The sequence below is a fragment of the Bradyrhizobium sp. F1.4.3 genome (assembly GCF_040548375.1).
Taxonomy (GTDB): Bacteria; Pseudomonadota; Alphaproteobacteria; order Rhizobiales; family Xanthobacteraceae; genus Bradyrhizobium.
Genome location: NZ_JBEPRN010000001.1, coordinates 932208 through 945892, shown reverse-complemented (window position 1 = coordinate 945892; position 13685 = coordinate 932208). Strand labels below are relative to the sequence as shown.

At 64.8% G+C, this 13685-nt stretch carries 14 protein-coding genes; 10 read left to right on the top strand and 4 right to left on the bottom strand.

All coding sequences use genetic code 11. The features are described 5' to 3' along the window. The first annotated feature begins 9 nt into the window (after positions 1-9). The 5 genes from ABIB73_RS04660 to ABIB73_RS04640 all read left to right on the top strand — a co-directional run bounded on the left by ABIB73_RS04660 (position 10) and on the right by ABIB73_RS04640 (position 5131). Positions 10-1212: an ABC transporter substrate-binding protein gene (locus ABIB73_RS04660; protein WP_354221872.1), complete on the top strand. Its 1203-nt coding sequence runs from the start codon at positions 10-12 to the stop codon at positions 1210-1212. A 67-nt stretch (positions 1213-1279) separates the two neighbouring features. Further along, the gene (locus tag ABIB73_RS04655) at positions 1280-3172 is read left to right on the top strand and encodes an ABC transporter permease (RefSeq protein ID WP_354221870.1); all 1893 of its coding nucleotides are present in this window, start codon (positions 1280-1282) and stop codon (positions 3170-3172) included. After that, the gene (locus ABIB73_RS04650; RefSeq protein ID WP_354221868.1) at positions 3169-3960 is read left to right on the top strand and encodes an ABC transporter ATP-binding protein; all 792 of its coding nucleotides are present in this window, start codon (positions 3169-3171) and stop codon (positions 3958-3960) included. The genes ABIB73_RS04655 and ABIB73_RS04650 overlap by 4 nt, the downstream gene beginning before the upstream one ends. Then, entirely contained in the window at positions 3957-4661 is a 705-nt protein-coding gene (locus ABIB73_RS04645) for an ABC transporter ATP-binding protein (RefSeq protein ID WP_354221866.1), read from the top strand. Before ABIB73_RS04650 ends, ABIB73_RS04645 begins: the two co-directional genes overlap by 4 nt. A 14-nt stretch (positions 4662-4675) precedes the next feature. Further along, positions 4676-5131 carry a MarR family winged helix-turn-helix transcriptional regulator gene (locus ABIB73_RS04640; RefSeq protein WP_354221864.1) on the top strand — a complete coding sequence of 152 codons (456 nt, stop codon included), beginning with the start codon at positions 4676-4678 and terminating at the stop codon, positions 5129-5131. A gap of 155 nt (positions 5132-5286) precedes the next feature. Here ABIB73_RS04640 and ABIB73_RS04635 read toward each other — a convergent pair whose 3' ends face one another. Further along, entirely contained in the window at positions 5287-6483 is a 1197-nt protein-coding gene (locus ABIB73_RS04635; protein ID WP_354221862.1) for an amidohydrolase family protein, read from the bottom strand. A 156-nt stretch (positions 6484-6639) separates the two neighbouring features. On the opposite strand from ABIB73_RS04635, the gene ABIB73_RS04630 reads away from it, so the two are divergent. The 4 genes from ABIB73_RS04630 to ABIB73_RS04615 all read left to right on the top strand — a co-directional run bounded on the left by ABIB73_RS04630 (position 6640) and on the right by ABIB73_RS04615 (position 9635). Then, positions 6640-7413 (top strand): ferredoxin--NADP reductase, encoded by a 774-nt coding sequence (locus ABIB73_RS04630; protein WP_354221860.1) that lies wholly within the window; start codon positions 6640-6642, stop codon positions 7411-7413. A gap of 181 nt (positions 7414-7594) precedes the next feature. Next, complete coding sequence (locus ABIB73_RS04625; protein ID WP_354221858.1) at positions 7595-7921, top strand: hypothetical protein; 327 nt, start codon at positions 7595-7597, stop codon at positions 7919-7921. 103 nt (positions 7922-8024) lie between these two features. Next, positions 8025-9290: a cytochrome P450 gene (locus ABIB73_RS04620; protein WP_354221856.1), complete on the top strand. Its 1266-nt coding sequence runs from the start codon at positions 8025-8027 to the stop codon at positions 9288-9290. A 114-nt stretch (positions 9291-9404) separates the two neighbouring features. Further along, positions 9405-9635 carry a hypothetical protein gene (locus ABIB73_RS04615; RefSeq protein ID WP_354222562.1) on the top strand — a complete coding sequence of 77 codons (231 nt, stop codon included), beginning with the start codon at positions 9405-9407 and terminating at the stop codon, positions 9633-9635. A 21-nt stretch (positions 9636-9656) separates the two neighbouring features. Here the strand turns inward: ABIB73_RS04615 and ABIB73_RS04610 are convergent, their stop codons facing one another. The 3 genes from ABIB73_RS04610 to ABIB73_RS04600 all read right to left on the bottom strand — a co-directional run bounded on the left by ABIB73_RS04610 (position 9657) and on the right by ABIB73_RS04600 (position 12830). Next, positions 9657-10904 (bottom strand): DUF763 domain-containing protein, encoded by a 1248-nt coding sequence (locus tag ABIB73_RS04610; RefSeq protein ID WP_354221854.1) that lies wholly within the window; start codon positions 10902-10904, stop codon positions 9657-9659. 128 nt (positions 10905-11032) lie between these two features. Then, a complete protein-coding gene (locus ABIB73_RS04605) occupies positions 11033-11839 on the bottom strand; it encodes an ABC transporter substrate-binding protein (RefSeq protein WP_354221852.1) in 807 nt (268 codons plus the stop codon). 13 nt (positions 11840-11852) lie between these two features. Next, positions 11853-12830, bottom strand: a complete 978-nt coding sequence (locus ABIB73_RS04600; protein ID WP_354221850.1) for a Bug family tripartite tricarboxylate transporter substrate binding protein — start codon at positions 12828-12830, stop codon at positions 11853-11855. Between the two features lie 115 nt (positions 12831-12945). Here ABIB73_RS04600 and ABIB73_RS04595 point away from each other — a divergent pair, with 115 nt between their 5' ends. Then, complete coding sequence (locus tag ABIB73_RS04595) at positions 12946-13656, top strand: TetR/AcrR family transcriptional regulator (RefSeq protein ID WP_354221848.1); 711 nt, start codon at positions 12946-12948, stop codon at positions 13654-13656. The last annotated feature ends 29 nt before the right edge of the window (positions 13657-13685 follow it).

Genomic DNA, 13685 nt, shown 5'->3' with positions numbered 1-13685 from the left:
GAGGTTGGGATGCGAGCAAGAAACTATTTCGTCGGCGCGGCCTTCGCGCTTCTGGCGGGCGGCATGGCTCATTCGGCGATGGCGCAGGAGATCAAGATCGGTGAGATCAACAGCTACTCGCTGCTGCCCGCCTTCACCGAGCCCTATCGCAAGGGATGGCAGCTCGCAGTCGAAGAGATCAACGCGGCCGGCGGCATCAACGGCAAGAAGCTCGTCGTCATCTCCAAGGACGACGGCGGCAAGCCGGCCGACGCGCAGACGGCGGCCAACGAGCTGGTCTCAAGCGAGGGCGTCGCGATGCTCACGGGCACGTTTCTGTCGAATATCGGCCTCGCGGTCAGCGATTTCGCCAATCAGAAAAAGGTGTTCTTCCTCGCGGCCGAGCCGCTGACGGACGCCGTCACCTGGTCGAAGGGCAACAAGTACACCTTCCGCCTGCGGCCCTCCAACTACATGCAGGCCGCGATGTTGGTCGAGGCCGCAGCAAAGCTGCCGGCCAAGCGCTGGGCGACGATCGCGCCGAATTATGAATACGGACAATCCGCGGTTGCGGTGTTCAAGAAGCTGATGTCGGAGAAGCGTCCCGACATCCAGTGGGTCGACGAGCAGTGGCCGCCGCAGGGCAAGATCGATGCGGGCCCGGTGGTGCAGGCGGTTGCCGCCGCCAATCCCGAAGCGATCCTCAACGTCACGTTCGGCGCCGATCTCGTGAAGCTCGTGCGCGAAGGCAACACCCGCGGCCTGTTCAAGGGACGCGAGGTCGTCTCGTTCCTGACCGGCGAGCCGGAATACCTCGATCCGCTCAAGGAGGAGACCCCCGAGGGCTGGATCGTCACCGGCTATCCCTGGTACTCGATCAAGACGCCCGAGCACGATGCGTTCCTGAAGGCCTATCAGGCCAAGTACAACGACTATCCGCGCCTCGGCTCCATCGTCGGCTACCAGACCATCAAATCGGCCGCCGCGATCCTTGCGAAGGCCGGCTCGACCGATCCGGAGAAGCTGATTGCCGCCGCCGAAGGGCTGTCGGTGCCGTCGCCGCTCGGCGAGATCACCTTCCGCAAGATCGACCACCAGTCGACGCTCGGTGCCTATGTCGGCAAGACCGCACTGAAGGATGGCAAGGGCGTCATGGTGGACTCGTCCTACAAGAAGGGTTCGGACTATCTGCCGAGCGACGCCGAAGTCGAGAAGCTGCGTCCGAAGGATTGATGCTTGTTCCTCTTCCTCTCCCCGCAAGTGCGGGGAGAGGTGACTTCAAACCCAACCCGGACCGCCGATGGCCTTTTACGTCGTACAGTTTCTGACCGGTCTCGCCAGCGCAGCGTCGCTGTTCCTGGTGGCGTCGGGCCTGTCGATTATTTTCGGCGTGACGCGGATCGTGAATTTCGCGCATGGCGCCTTCTACATGATCGGCGCTTACATCGCATTCACGCTGACGGAACGGCTTTCCGGCGCCTTCGGCTTCTGGGGCGGAATCGTTGTCGCGGCGCTGGCGGTGGCGCTGATCGGTGTCATCGTCGAGATGGTGCTGCTCCGCCGCATCTATCACGCACCAGAGCTGTTCCAGTTGCTCGCGACGTTCGGCCTGACCCTGATGGTCGAAGATCTCGTCGTGCTGATCTGGGGGCCTGACGATCTCGTCGGCCGCCGTGCGCCGGGCTTCAGGGGCGCGATCGATTTCTTCGGTCAGAACATCCCGAGCTACGATTTGTTCCTGATCGTGCTCGGGCCGGTCGTGCTCGGCATTCTCTGGCTGCTGTTCCAGCGCACGCGCTGGGGCGTGCTGGTGCGCGCAGCGACCCAGGACCGCGACATGGTCGCAGCCCTCGGCGTCAATCAGAAATGGCTGTTCACCTCGGTGTTTGCGGTCGGCGTGTTCCTCGCCGCGCTCGGCGGCGCGCTCCAGATCCCGCGCGATGCCGTTCATCACGCCATGGACCTGCGCATCATCGTCGAGGTCTTCGTCGTGGTCGTGATCGGCGGTCTCGGCAGCATCATCGGCGCCTTTGTCGCGGCGGTGCTGGTCTCCGAGCTCAATGCCTTCGGCATCCTGATCTTCCCGAAGATTTCGATCATCCTGGTCTTCCTGGTGATGGCGGCCGTGCTGATCGTGCGGCCCTGGGGCCTGTTCGGCAGGCCCGAGGCACCCGCGCGCAAGACGCCAGGCCTCACCGTCAATCCCTGGCGGCCGCTGACGTCGAACGAGCGGCTGGCCGCGCTTGCGGCGCTGGTCCTCGCGGCGACGCTGCCGCTGTTTGCCGGCAATTATGCGCTCACGGTCGGGTCGGAGATCGCGATCTTCGTAATTTTCGCCGTCAGCCTGCATTTCCTGATGTCGGTCGGCGGGCTCGCGTCCTTCGGCCACGCGGCCTATTTCGGTCTCGGCGCCTATGGCGTGGCTTTCCTTGCCAAGATGGCCGGGTTGCCGATGATCGTGTGCCTGTTGCTCGGGCCACTGCTCGGCTGCATGGGCGCCGCCGTGTTCGGTTTCTTCGCGGTGCAGCTCTCGGGCGTCTACTTTGCCATGCTGACGCTCGCCTTCGCCCAGATCGTGTGGTCGATCGCGTTTCAGTGGGTCAGCGTGACCGGCGGCGACAACGGCATTCTGGGCGTCTGGCCTTCGAGCTGGGCGGCGAGCCCGTCGCATTTCTACTGGCTGGCGCTGGGCGTCGCTGCTCTTGTGACGATCACGCTGCGGGTCATGGTGTTCTCGCCGTTCGGCTACGCGCTCCGGGCAACACGCGACTCGGTGCTGCGCAGCGAGGCGATCGGCATCAACGCCAAGCGGATGCAATGGACGGCCTTTGTGATCGCGGGGACGGCCGCGGGCATCGGCGGCGCGCTGTTCGCCTACCTCAAGGGCAGCGTTTTCCCCGACAATCTCGGCATCTCGCTCTCGGTCGACGCGCTGGTCATGGTGCTGCTCGGCGGCGTCGAGACGGTGTCGGGCGCGGTGATCGGTGCGATCGTCTACAAGGCGCTCAACATCTGGCTGGTCAGCCAGACCGACTTGTCGAAACTCGTGCTCGGCGGCTTCATCGTGCTGATCGTCGTCGTGTTCCCCAAGGGTATCGTCGGCATGCTGGAAATGCTCGCGCAGCGGCGCAGGAAGGCGACGCCGCCGGGGTCAGCAACCCTGCTTGCCAAGCCGATCGGGTTTGCCGAATGAGTGTCGCACCCCCACTTCTCGCGGTCGAAGGCCTGACCAAATCCTATGGCGGCATCCATGCCGTGCGCGGCGTCTCGTTCTCGCTGCGCGCCGGCGAAATTCTGGCGCTGATCGGGCCGAACGGTGCGGGCAAGAGCACCTGCTTCGACATGCTCAACGGCCAGAACAAGCCTGACACGGGTCATGTCCGCCTGCTTGGCGAGGAGACCACAGGCAGGAAGCCGCGCGAGATCTGGCGACTTGGCGTTGGGCGTACCTTCCAGATCACGGCGACGTTCGCCACCATGACGGTGCGCGAGAACGTGCAGGTCGCGCTGATCTCGCACGGAAAGCAGCTGTTCAATCTCTGGGGCTCGGCGCCGAATGTCGACCGCGGCGAGGCCGGGCGCTTGCTCGAGCTGGTCGGTATGGGTGGCTATGCGGATCGCCCTTGCGGCGAGCTCGCCTATGGCGACCTCAAGCGGCTCGAACTCGCGGTCGCGCTCGCCAACCAACCTAGACTGCTGTTGATGGACGAGCCGACCGCCGGCATGGCACCGCGCGAGCGCGTCGACCTGATGCGGCTGACCGCGCAGATCGCGCGGGAGAAGTCGATCGGTGTGCTCTTCACCGAGCACGACATGGACGTGGTGTTCGAGCATGCCGACCGCATCATCGTGCTGAATCGGGGTACGCTGATCGCCGAGGGCTCGCCGGCCGAGGTACGCGGCAATCCGCAGGTGCAGGCGGTCTATCTCGGCGAGGGCCTGCTCTACGATGCCCAGCATCGCGAGGGGGCCTCAGCATGAAGCTCACCGTGCAAGACCTCAACAGCCATTATGGCCCAGCGCATATTCTGTTCGACATCGGCTTCGAGGTCGGCGAGGGCGAGGTGGTGGCGCTTCTGGGCCGCAACGGTGCCGGCAAGTCGACGACGTTTCGCTCAATCGTCGGCCTGGTGGCGCAGCGTTCCGGCCGCATCATGTTCGAGGGCAAGGATGTCTCGGCGCGGCCAACGCACGAGATCGTGCGCGATGGGCTCGGCTATGTGCCGGAGGAGCGGCGCATCTTCACCGATCTGACGGTCGAAGAGAATCTCGAAGTCGGCCGCCAGCCGAAGCGTCCGAACGCGCCATATTGGACGCGCGACAAGCTGTTCGCGCTGTTTCCAAATCTGGGTGAGATGAAAAGCCGTCCGGGCGGCCGCATGAGCGGTGGCGAGCAGCAGATGCTCACCATCGCGCGCACGCTGATGGGGAATCCGTCGCTGGTGCTGCTCGATGAGCCGTCGGAGGGGCTGTCGCCGAAGATCGTGGAGCAGATGGTCGATGCCATCCTGACCATGAAGAAGGAGGGCGTCAGCATCGTCGTCTCCGAGCAGAATTTGCACTTTGCGCGACTGATCTCCGATCGTGCTTACATCATCGAGCGCGGCCGCATCTGCTTCGGCGGCACCATGGCCGAGCTCGATGGGCGTCCGGATATCCGCGACGCGCATCTGTCGTTGTGAAGGGCGGGGAGCGGATGGCGAGAAGCGTCGCGGCGAAGAAGAGCGTCAAACCGGCAAAACCGCCTTATGTGCTCGACGAGCAGGTCGGCTTCATCCTGCGCCAGGTCTGGCAGCGCCACAGCTCGATCTTCTCCCGCGACATCGGCACCAATCTGACGCCGACGCAATGGGCGGCGCTGTCAAAACTCGCCGAGACCGGGCCGTGCTCACAGAACCAGCTCGGGCGGCTGACGTCGATGGACGTTGCGACCATCAAGGGCGTGATCGACAGGCTCTCGGCGCGCGGCCTGACGGAGACGAGCCAGGATCCCGAGGACGGGCGGCGGCTACTGGTCAGCCTGACGCGCGGCGGTCAGCAGCTTGCGGAGAAGCTGGCGCCGAATGCGCTGGCGATCACCCGCGAGACCCTGGCGCCGCTCGATGCCAAGGAGCGCGAGACGTTGATGGGATTGTTGAATAAACTGCGGTGAACTCAAGTTTCTGACCGTCACCCTGAGGTGGCCGCTTCTTCAGCGGACCTCGAAGGGCGACAGCCTGGCTGCACCTTCTCGGCCGTCCACCCTTCGAGGCTCGCCTCGCTGCGCAAGGCGAGCGCCTCAGGATGACGGGGCTACATAGTGGCCGCTTACTTCGCCACCACCTCCGGCACTTTCCCCGCCGGCGGCGTGTTGCGGCTGCGCTGGGTGCGCACGATGCCGTCGATGATGGTCATGCCGATGCCGGGGAGGTCGCCGAGCTGCACGCTCTCCAAAATGTTCTTGCCTGGCGAATGCTGTGCCTTGTCCATGATGACGAAATCGGCGGAGCGGCCGACCTCGATCAGGCCGCAATCGAGCTCGCGCATCCGCGCGGTGTTGCCGGTGGCCAGACAGAAGGCAATCTCGGCCGGCAGGTCGCCGAGCGAGGACAGCATCGAGACCATGCGTAAAATGCCGAGCGGCTGCACGCCGGAGCCGGCGGGCGCGTCGGTGCCGAGGATGACGCGGTGCAGATCGCCCATCTCGCGCGCGGTGCGCAGTGTGAATAGCGCCGAGCGCTCATTGCCGTTGTGCACGAGCTCGAGGCCGCGCTTGCAGCCTTCACAGATGCAGCGAATCTGGTCGTCGGGTAGCGCCGTGTGGCCGCCATTGATGTGGCCGACCACGTCCGTGTCGGCCTCCAGCACCACGTCCTTGTCGATCAGGCCGGAGCCGGGGATCGAGGGGCCGCCGGTGTGGATCGTGCTCTGGATGCCGTATTTGCGGGCCCAGCCGACCATTTTTCGCGCGGTTGGGCCGTCCTTGACGCCGCCCAAGCCAACTTCGCCGAGCAGCTTGACACCGGCCGCGGCCAACTCCTTGAAATCCTCCTCGACCATCTCGCATTCGATCACGGGCGCGCCGGCGTGAACCTTCACGCCGCCAGGCCGCAGATTCCAGAATGCGCGCTGTGCGAAGATTGCCATGGCTTTCAGCCCGACGACGTCACGCGGGCGACCGGGCATGTGAACTTCGCCGGCGGAAATCATCGTGGTGACGCCGCCATGCAGGTTGCTGTCGATCCAGCCGATCTGGTTCTGCCGCGGCGTCCAGTCGCCGGCGACGGGGTGGACGTGGCTGTCGATCAGGCCAGGTGCGACGGTCGTGCCGTTGGCATCGACCATGGTGGTCGCGCCTTCGATGTCGAGATCCTTGAAGCGGCCGATCGCGGTGATCTTGCCGTTCTCGGCGACGATGGTGTCGCCGTCCAGGATCGGCTTTTCCAGCGCGCCCGACAGGATCAGGCCGATATTGCGGATCACGAGTTTCGAGGGTCCGGTGGCCTGGGGTGCGTCATGCGCCATGGAATGGGTCCTTGTCCTTAACTGCAACGCTTTCGATCTTGGGCAGCCTTGACCGCGGGATCAAGCCGGATTATTCATTTGTATACGAATGATTGTGTACTAACGACGCATAGCTGACCGCCTCGGAACCGCACAGAAGCGACACGGAAGGGTGAGATGAGCAATTTCAATCAGGAAAGCGTTTTGAGCGTCCACCACTGGACCGACACGCTGTTCTCTTTCAAGACCACCCGCAGCCCGACCTTCCGCTTCCGCAACGGCGAATTCACCATGATCGGGCTCAAGGTCGGCGAGAAGCCGCTGCTGCGGGCCTACAGCGTCGCCAGCGCCAATTACGAGGAGACGCTGGAGTTCTTCTCGATCAAGGTGCCTGACGGCCCGCTGACCTCGCGGCTCCAGCACCTGAAGCAAGGCGACGAGATCATCGTCAGCCGCAAGGCCACCGGCACACTGGTGATCGACAATCTGGAAGAGGGTCGCAATCTCTATCTCATCGGCACCGGCACCGGTCTTGCGCCGTTCCTGAGCGTGATCAAGGACCCCGAGACTTATGAGCGGTTCGAGAAGGTCGTGCTCCTGCACGGCTGCCGGCACGTCAAGGAACTCGCCTATGGCGAGATGATCACCGAGCATCTGCCGAACGACGAGCTGCTCGGCGACTATATCCGCGCTCAGCTCATCTACTATCCGACCGTGACCCGCGATCCCTTCCGCAACCGCGGCCGCATCACCGACCTCATCACCTCGGGCAAGCTGTTTGCCGATATCGGCCTGCCGGACCTGGAAGCGGCCCACGACCGCGTCATGATCTGCGGCAGCCCGGCGCTGGTCGCGGACACCCGCGTGCTCCTGGGCGAGCGCGGCTTCGTCGAGGGCAATCACGGCGAGCCGGCCCAGTTCGTGGTCGAAAAGGCGTTCGCCGAGCGCTGATCGCGGGCTTCATTGGGGCATGATCTCTTCGGAAAACCGCTTCACACTTTGCGCTAACGCGGCCCTCCGGGTCCGGATCATGCCCGCTGCGCAATAAGACCGCATTTTCGCCGTCGCGCGGGCGTTGCGGCCCCGATTCGGCGCGCGTTACTATGTGGCTGCGAATCAGCGGAGTTCCCACATGGTTGCGGACAGCGACAGCAACATCGCCTGGCACCGGGTCCAGTTGAAGAAGAACCGTACCGAGTTGAAGGCGCTCGAGACCGCGCGCTTCACGATCGGCGAGATCGCCACCTCGAAGCGGAACGGCCAGACCCAAAAGGCGACTGCGGAACTCAAGCGCAAGATTGCGCAATCCGAGCGCGCAATCGCCGATTACGACAAGCGTACGCGCCGGCCGCTCGGCACCGACTTTCAAAGCCTCAGCAACGGCAGCTGGAGCCATTGGGACGCCTATACCAACCAGCAGCAGCGCAAGACCGGCCAGCGCACGCCGGGAGGCGGCTAGGCGCGTCTCAAGCGCCCCGCTCGGGCGGGCCCGGTTCCGGCCCTTGTACGGCGTTCCCCGCATCCCATCTGGTTGAGGCGCCACCAACTGCTCCGGTGATCCCATGACACCGCGCCTCGATTTCACCAGCGAGGCCTTCTTCCGCGATCCGCCCAAGGCGATCGCGACGCTGCGCTCGTCCGGTCCCGTGGTCGCGACGCGCTTTCCGCTGGTTGGCGACGTCTGGATCACCACGACCCATGACGCCACCGCGCAGGTGTTGAAGGACGGCGCGACATTCACGTTGCGCAAGGAGGATGGCGAGGTCGCGGGCCTGCGCTGGTGGATGCCAAGGCTCGTCACGACCATTGCCAACAACATGCTGACCATGGACGAGCCGGACCATACAAGGCTGCGCAGCATTGTGGACGAGGCCTTTCGGCGCCGCGCGATCGTCGCGATGGAGCCGCGCGTCCGTGCCATTGCCGATGATCTCGCGGCCGAGCTGTTCGCAAGCGGAAGCCCGGCCGATCTCGTCCAGCGCTACGCGCGCATTCTGCCGCTGGCGGTCATCTCGGAGCTTCTGGGCCTGCCTCCGGCCGATCGTCCGAAATTCATCGCCTGGGCCAATGCGATCTCGTTGCTGACGAACGTTGTCAGCCTCTTCCGCCTGCTGTTCGCGTTTCGCAAGATGCGTACCTACCTCAAGCAGCAGTTGGAGCTCGCGCGCGTGCACGGCGGCGAGGGCCTGATCGCCGAGCTGGTCCAGGTCGAGCGCGAGGGCGGCCAGATTACGCCGGACGAAATGGTGTCGATGGTGTTTCTGCTGCTCGCGGCGGGCTCGGAGACCACCACTCATCTCATCAGCGGTTCGGTCTACGAGCTGCTCAGGAATCCCGGCCTGCGCGATTGGCTGGAAGAGGACTGGAGCCGCACCGGGCTCGCCGTCGAGGAATTCCTGCGTTTCGTGTCGCCGGTGCAATTCTCCAAGCCGCGCTATGTGCGGCGGGACGTCGAGCTGGAGGGCGTGCGGCTGAAGCAGGGCGACCGCGTCATGGTGATGCTGGCCGCGGCGAACATGGACCCGGCGGTGCACGACCGGCCGGACCAGCTCGATCTCGAGCGCAAGCCCAACCGTCACATCTCGTTCGGCACGGGAATCCATTTCTGCCTCGGCCACCAGCTCGCGCGCATCGAGGCGGCTTGCGCGCTTCAAGCCTTGTTCACGCGCTGGCCGCGCCTTGGTCTCGCGGTGGAGGCCTCGCAAATCCATTGGCGCAAGCGGCCGGGGATCCGCGCAATCGCGACATTGCCGGTCATTGCCGATGCCGGCGAAACGCGCCAACCGAGCCCGGCTACGGCCAATGTCGCGCAATTGCTCGCCAGTTGACGTGATGTTGCCGTTCACCTCGGAACCGTGATCCCCGTTCCCTCATGCAACCGCGAAACAAATTCCGCGGTGCAGGCGTTGGCCGAATGCGGACAACAAGAGATGGAGCAATCCATGCCCAGTGGAGGCAAGACGCATATCGGTTCAGGCGCGCACGGCAAGGGCGCGGGGAACGGCGCTTTTACGGACATCTCAAAGGACAAGATCGGCGACAACATGATTCTGTCGAACCGCGACAAGGCGCAGCATTCGGACATTCGCGGCATGGACGGAAAGTTCATCCAGACGGAGCAGTATCAGGATCATTCGGCGAACCGGCTGACCGATGAGGAGGCTGAAGATTAGGCGATAATCCGAGCCGCGCCTTCAGGCGCGAGTCGACGTCTTGGATGCCACGAGATCGCGCTCCCAGCCGAACACGGATCGGCCGTCGAGATCGGGCGAGGCCGCGCGCTCGCCGGCGATGTAGGCCTCGACCGATGGCCCGCGCGCGGTGCGCTCCAGCCGCCGTGCCTGATCGTCGAGGCGCTTGATCGCCTGCAACTCTTCCTCGCGTCCGAGCTTTGCGTTCTGGATCGCGCCCTTCAGCACGCGAATGGTCTCGTCATAGACCTTGATCGGGACGGGGTAGGGATGCCGGTCCTTGCCGCCATGGGCGAGCGAGAAGCGCGCGGGATCGTTGAAGCGATAGGGCGCGCCGTGCACGATCTCGGCGACCATTGCCAGCGAGCGTACGGTGCGGGCGCCGACGCCGGGCGTCAGCAATAGATCCGGGAAATCGACGGGGCCTCGCTCGGCTGCAGCAGTCAGCGTGCCGTGCAGGCGCCGCGCGAACACGTCCTTCGGCCGGACGTCGTGATGGGCGGGCATGATCAAATGCGGCAGCATGGCCTGTGCGGGCGTGGTGCGGCTGAGCCGTTCGAATTCGGTGATGATGCGGTCGGGACCGAGGTCGGACAGTAGTTCGAGCTGCGCGGTGCGCGAGACGTCGGCGCGATGATCGGTGAGATTGACGATCTCGCCTTGCTGCGGGCCGTCGATCGCGCTGTGCGGCGCATCGACAAAACTCTTCAGCGCTTCGGAATGCCAGTGATAGCGGCGGGCCTGGCGCTTGTCGCCGTTCATGCCCTGCTGCACCACCGTCCACTTGCCGTCGGCGGTGACGAAGAAGCCGTGCAAGTAAAGATCAAAGCCATCCTGCACAGCGGCGCTGTCGACCTTCGCCACCAGACGGCTTGCGCGCGTCAGTTTTGCGCCGTCGAAGCCGACGCGGTCGCCGAGCTGCAACAACTCGTCCGGCGTCTTGCGCGAATGCTGGCCGCGGCCGCCGCAGACATAGATGCCAAGCTCATCCTGGAGTGGACCGAGGCCGCGCTTCAGCGCGCCGATCACGGAGGTCGTGATGCCGGAGGAGTGCCAGTCCATCCCCATCACGGCGCCGAACGACTGGAACCAGAACGGATGTGACAGCCGCTGGAGGAACGCGTCGCGCCCATAATGATGCACGATCGCCTGCGTGACGATCGCGCCGAGCGTCGACATACGGGTCGCTAGCCAGGGCGGAACCCGGCCGGTGTGCAGGGGAAGGTCGGCGCTGCCGGTTCGTCGAGTCATGATTGCCAAGAAATAGCGTAATTCGGCGACGGTTGCACGCGAGGATGCGGGCGAGCGCGCGCAAATTGGCGGATGCTTCGCCTTCCGCGATCGTTTAGCATCCCGCGGAGCAGGTGGCGAACTAAGGCTTAGTCGCGTGCGGCCTTCGTCGCGCCGCGCAAGCCCGCCTGCTGCTGGATCGTGTCGAGTGCGCCGGACGACTGCTCGTCCGTGACGAAGCGGTTGAGCATAGGAAGCGCGTCTTCGCGTCCCTTCGGGATCGCGATGGCCATATGCTCCGCGCCCCAATTGCCGTCGAGGATCCGCGCGCCCGGCATCTGGTCTGACATCTCGAACAAGGTCGGCTTGTTGGTGGCGTAGAGGTCGATCTCGCCGTGGCCGAACATCGCGATGGCGACCTTGACGCTCTCGGCGGGAACGATGGTCGCATTCTTGAACCTGGCGGGCAAGGTGCGCTCGGAGGTCGAGCCCTTGGTGACGCCGATCTTCACGCCCGGTCGATCGATATCCTCGATCTTGCCGATCGGCGAATTCGCCGGGACGAGATAGCCGAGCTCGATCGCCAGCACCGGCTGGCTGAAGCTGACCTCGTTGGCGCGGGCCGGCGTGGCGTTGGTCACGGTGAAATCGATCTGGCCGTCGTGAATCGCGGTGACGATGTCGGCGACGCGCTGAAACCTGACATAGTCGACGCCGACGCCGAGCCGCTTTGCCAGTTCGCCGCCGAGGTCGTAGCTCAGGCCGTGCGGCTTGCCGCTCGGGTCGGTCACCATCGAGGTCGGGCTGCCCGGATAGATGCCGATGCGCAAGGTGCCACTGGGCGCCAGGAGTTTAGCTTCGCCATCGGCGTGCGCGGATGCACCGAGCGAGCCGATGACTGCGACCGCGAGCAGGGCGGTGCGCGCTGCGCGCATAAGATAAGAGACGGTCATCATGGGGAAGCCCGCCTCACTGCGCGCGAATGTCGGCAGCCTTCAGCACCGGCTCCCATTTGGTTGCCTCCGCGTGCATGTAGGCGTCGAAATCCTTGCCGGATGAGCCGACGGGCGCAGCGCCGATCTTGCCGAGTGTCGACAGCACGTTCGGGTCCCGCAACGCTGCCTTCAGATCGGTTTCGAGTTTCGCCACGATCTCCGGCGGCATCTTTGCCGGGCCCAGCACGCCCCACCAGACCGACACGTCGTAGCCGGGCACGCCGGACTCGGCGACGGTCGGAACGTCCGGCAGGGCCTTGGAGCGCTCGGCCGAGGTGACCGCGAGCGCGCGCACCGAGCCGCCTTCGAGCTGTCCGATTGCTTCCGCTAGCGGATTGATGCCGAGCGGGATTTCGCCGGCGATCACCGCGGTCAGCGCCGGTGCGCCGCCCTTGTAGGGGATCGCGACGATCTTGGTGCCGGACATGTATTTCAACAGCTCGCCGGCAAGATGCGCCGAGGTGCCGTTGCCGGACATGCCGTAGGAGAGCTTGTCAGGATCTTTCTTGGCGGCAGCCAGGAGATCGCCAAGCGTCTTGTAAGGACTGTCCTTGGCCACCACGATGGCAAGCGGCGACGACGCCACTTCGGAAATCGCGGTAAAATCCTCGAACGTGTCGTAGGGCACGCTCGGATAGATGAATTGGTTCAGCGGATGACCGCTCGCGACCAGAATCAGCGTGTAGCCGTCGGGCGCGGCTTGTACCAAGGCCTGCGAGGCGACGATGCCGCCGGCGCCGGGACGGTTGTCGACCACGGGCTGCTGGCCCCAGGTCTTGGCCAGCGCCTGTCCGAGCGTGCGCGCGAGCACGTCGACTGCGCCGCCGGCCGCATAAGGCACGAGGATGTGAACCGGCTTGCTCGGATAGTTCTCAGCCTGCGCGGCGCTCGCCGTCAGCAGCAAGCCCGCACCGACCGCGATCCGCCCGATTGTCTTGTTCAAACCCAGCATTTCTCTGCACTCCTCGGGGACATTCGCGTCCTTGCGGCGGTCTCTGCGCCGCCCCGGACGTTGCCCATGGTTTTTGTTGACGAGACCTGATCTTTTGTACGATAGTACAAATCAGATGGTACGCAAGCCCACCAGCAAGGAAACGGCCCGCAAGCCGAACATGCGCGAGGCGATCCTCGCCGCGGCCGAGGAGCTGTTCGCCACCAACGGTTTCAACGCCGTGTCCGTGCGCGATATCGCGCAGGCCGCCGGCGCCAATCCCGGCAGCGTCACCTACCATTTCAAGACCAAGGACGGCCTGCTGCTGGAGATCTACCGGCGCCATTGCGGGCCGATGAACCTTCGCCGTTCCGAGTTGCTCGCTGCCGCCAAGCGGGTGCGCGATCTCCAGGACCGGCTGGAGGCGATCGTGCGGGCCTACGTGGTGCCGGCCTTCACCTCGGGCAGCGATCTCGCGGGCGGCGGCGCGCGCTTCACGCGGCTTCGCGCGGTGATGTCGGCCGAAGGCAACGAGGTCGCGCGAAAGATCATCGCGCAGACCTTTGACGATACCAGCCACGCCTTCATCGACTCGATCCACGAGAGCTTGCCGCATATTCCGCGCAACGAAATCGTCTGGCGCAGCCACTTCCTGCTCGGCGCGCTCTATTATTCGCTGGTGACGCCGGACCGCGTCTCGCGCCTGTCGCGCGGCGAGGCCGATGGCAGCGATGCTGCCAGTGCGATCGAGCAATTGGTGCAGGCCACCGTCGCGGCCTTCCAGGCGCCGGCGCTCGATCAGGCTGCGCCGGCACGGCGGCGGGTTATTGCAAGCAGCAAGACTTGAAAGAAACCGTCGAGGGGAGGCGCGGTCTC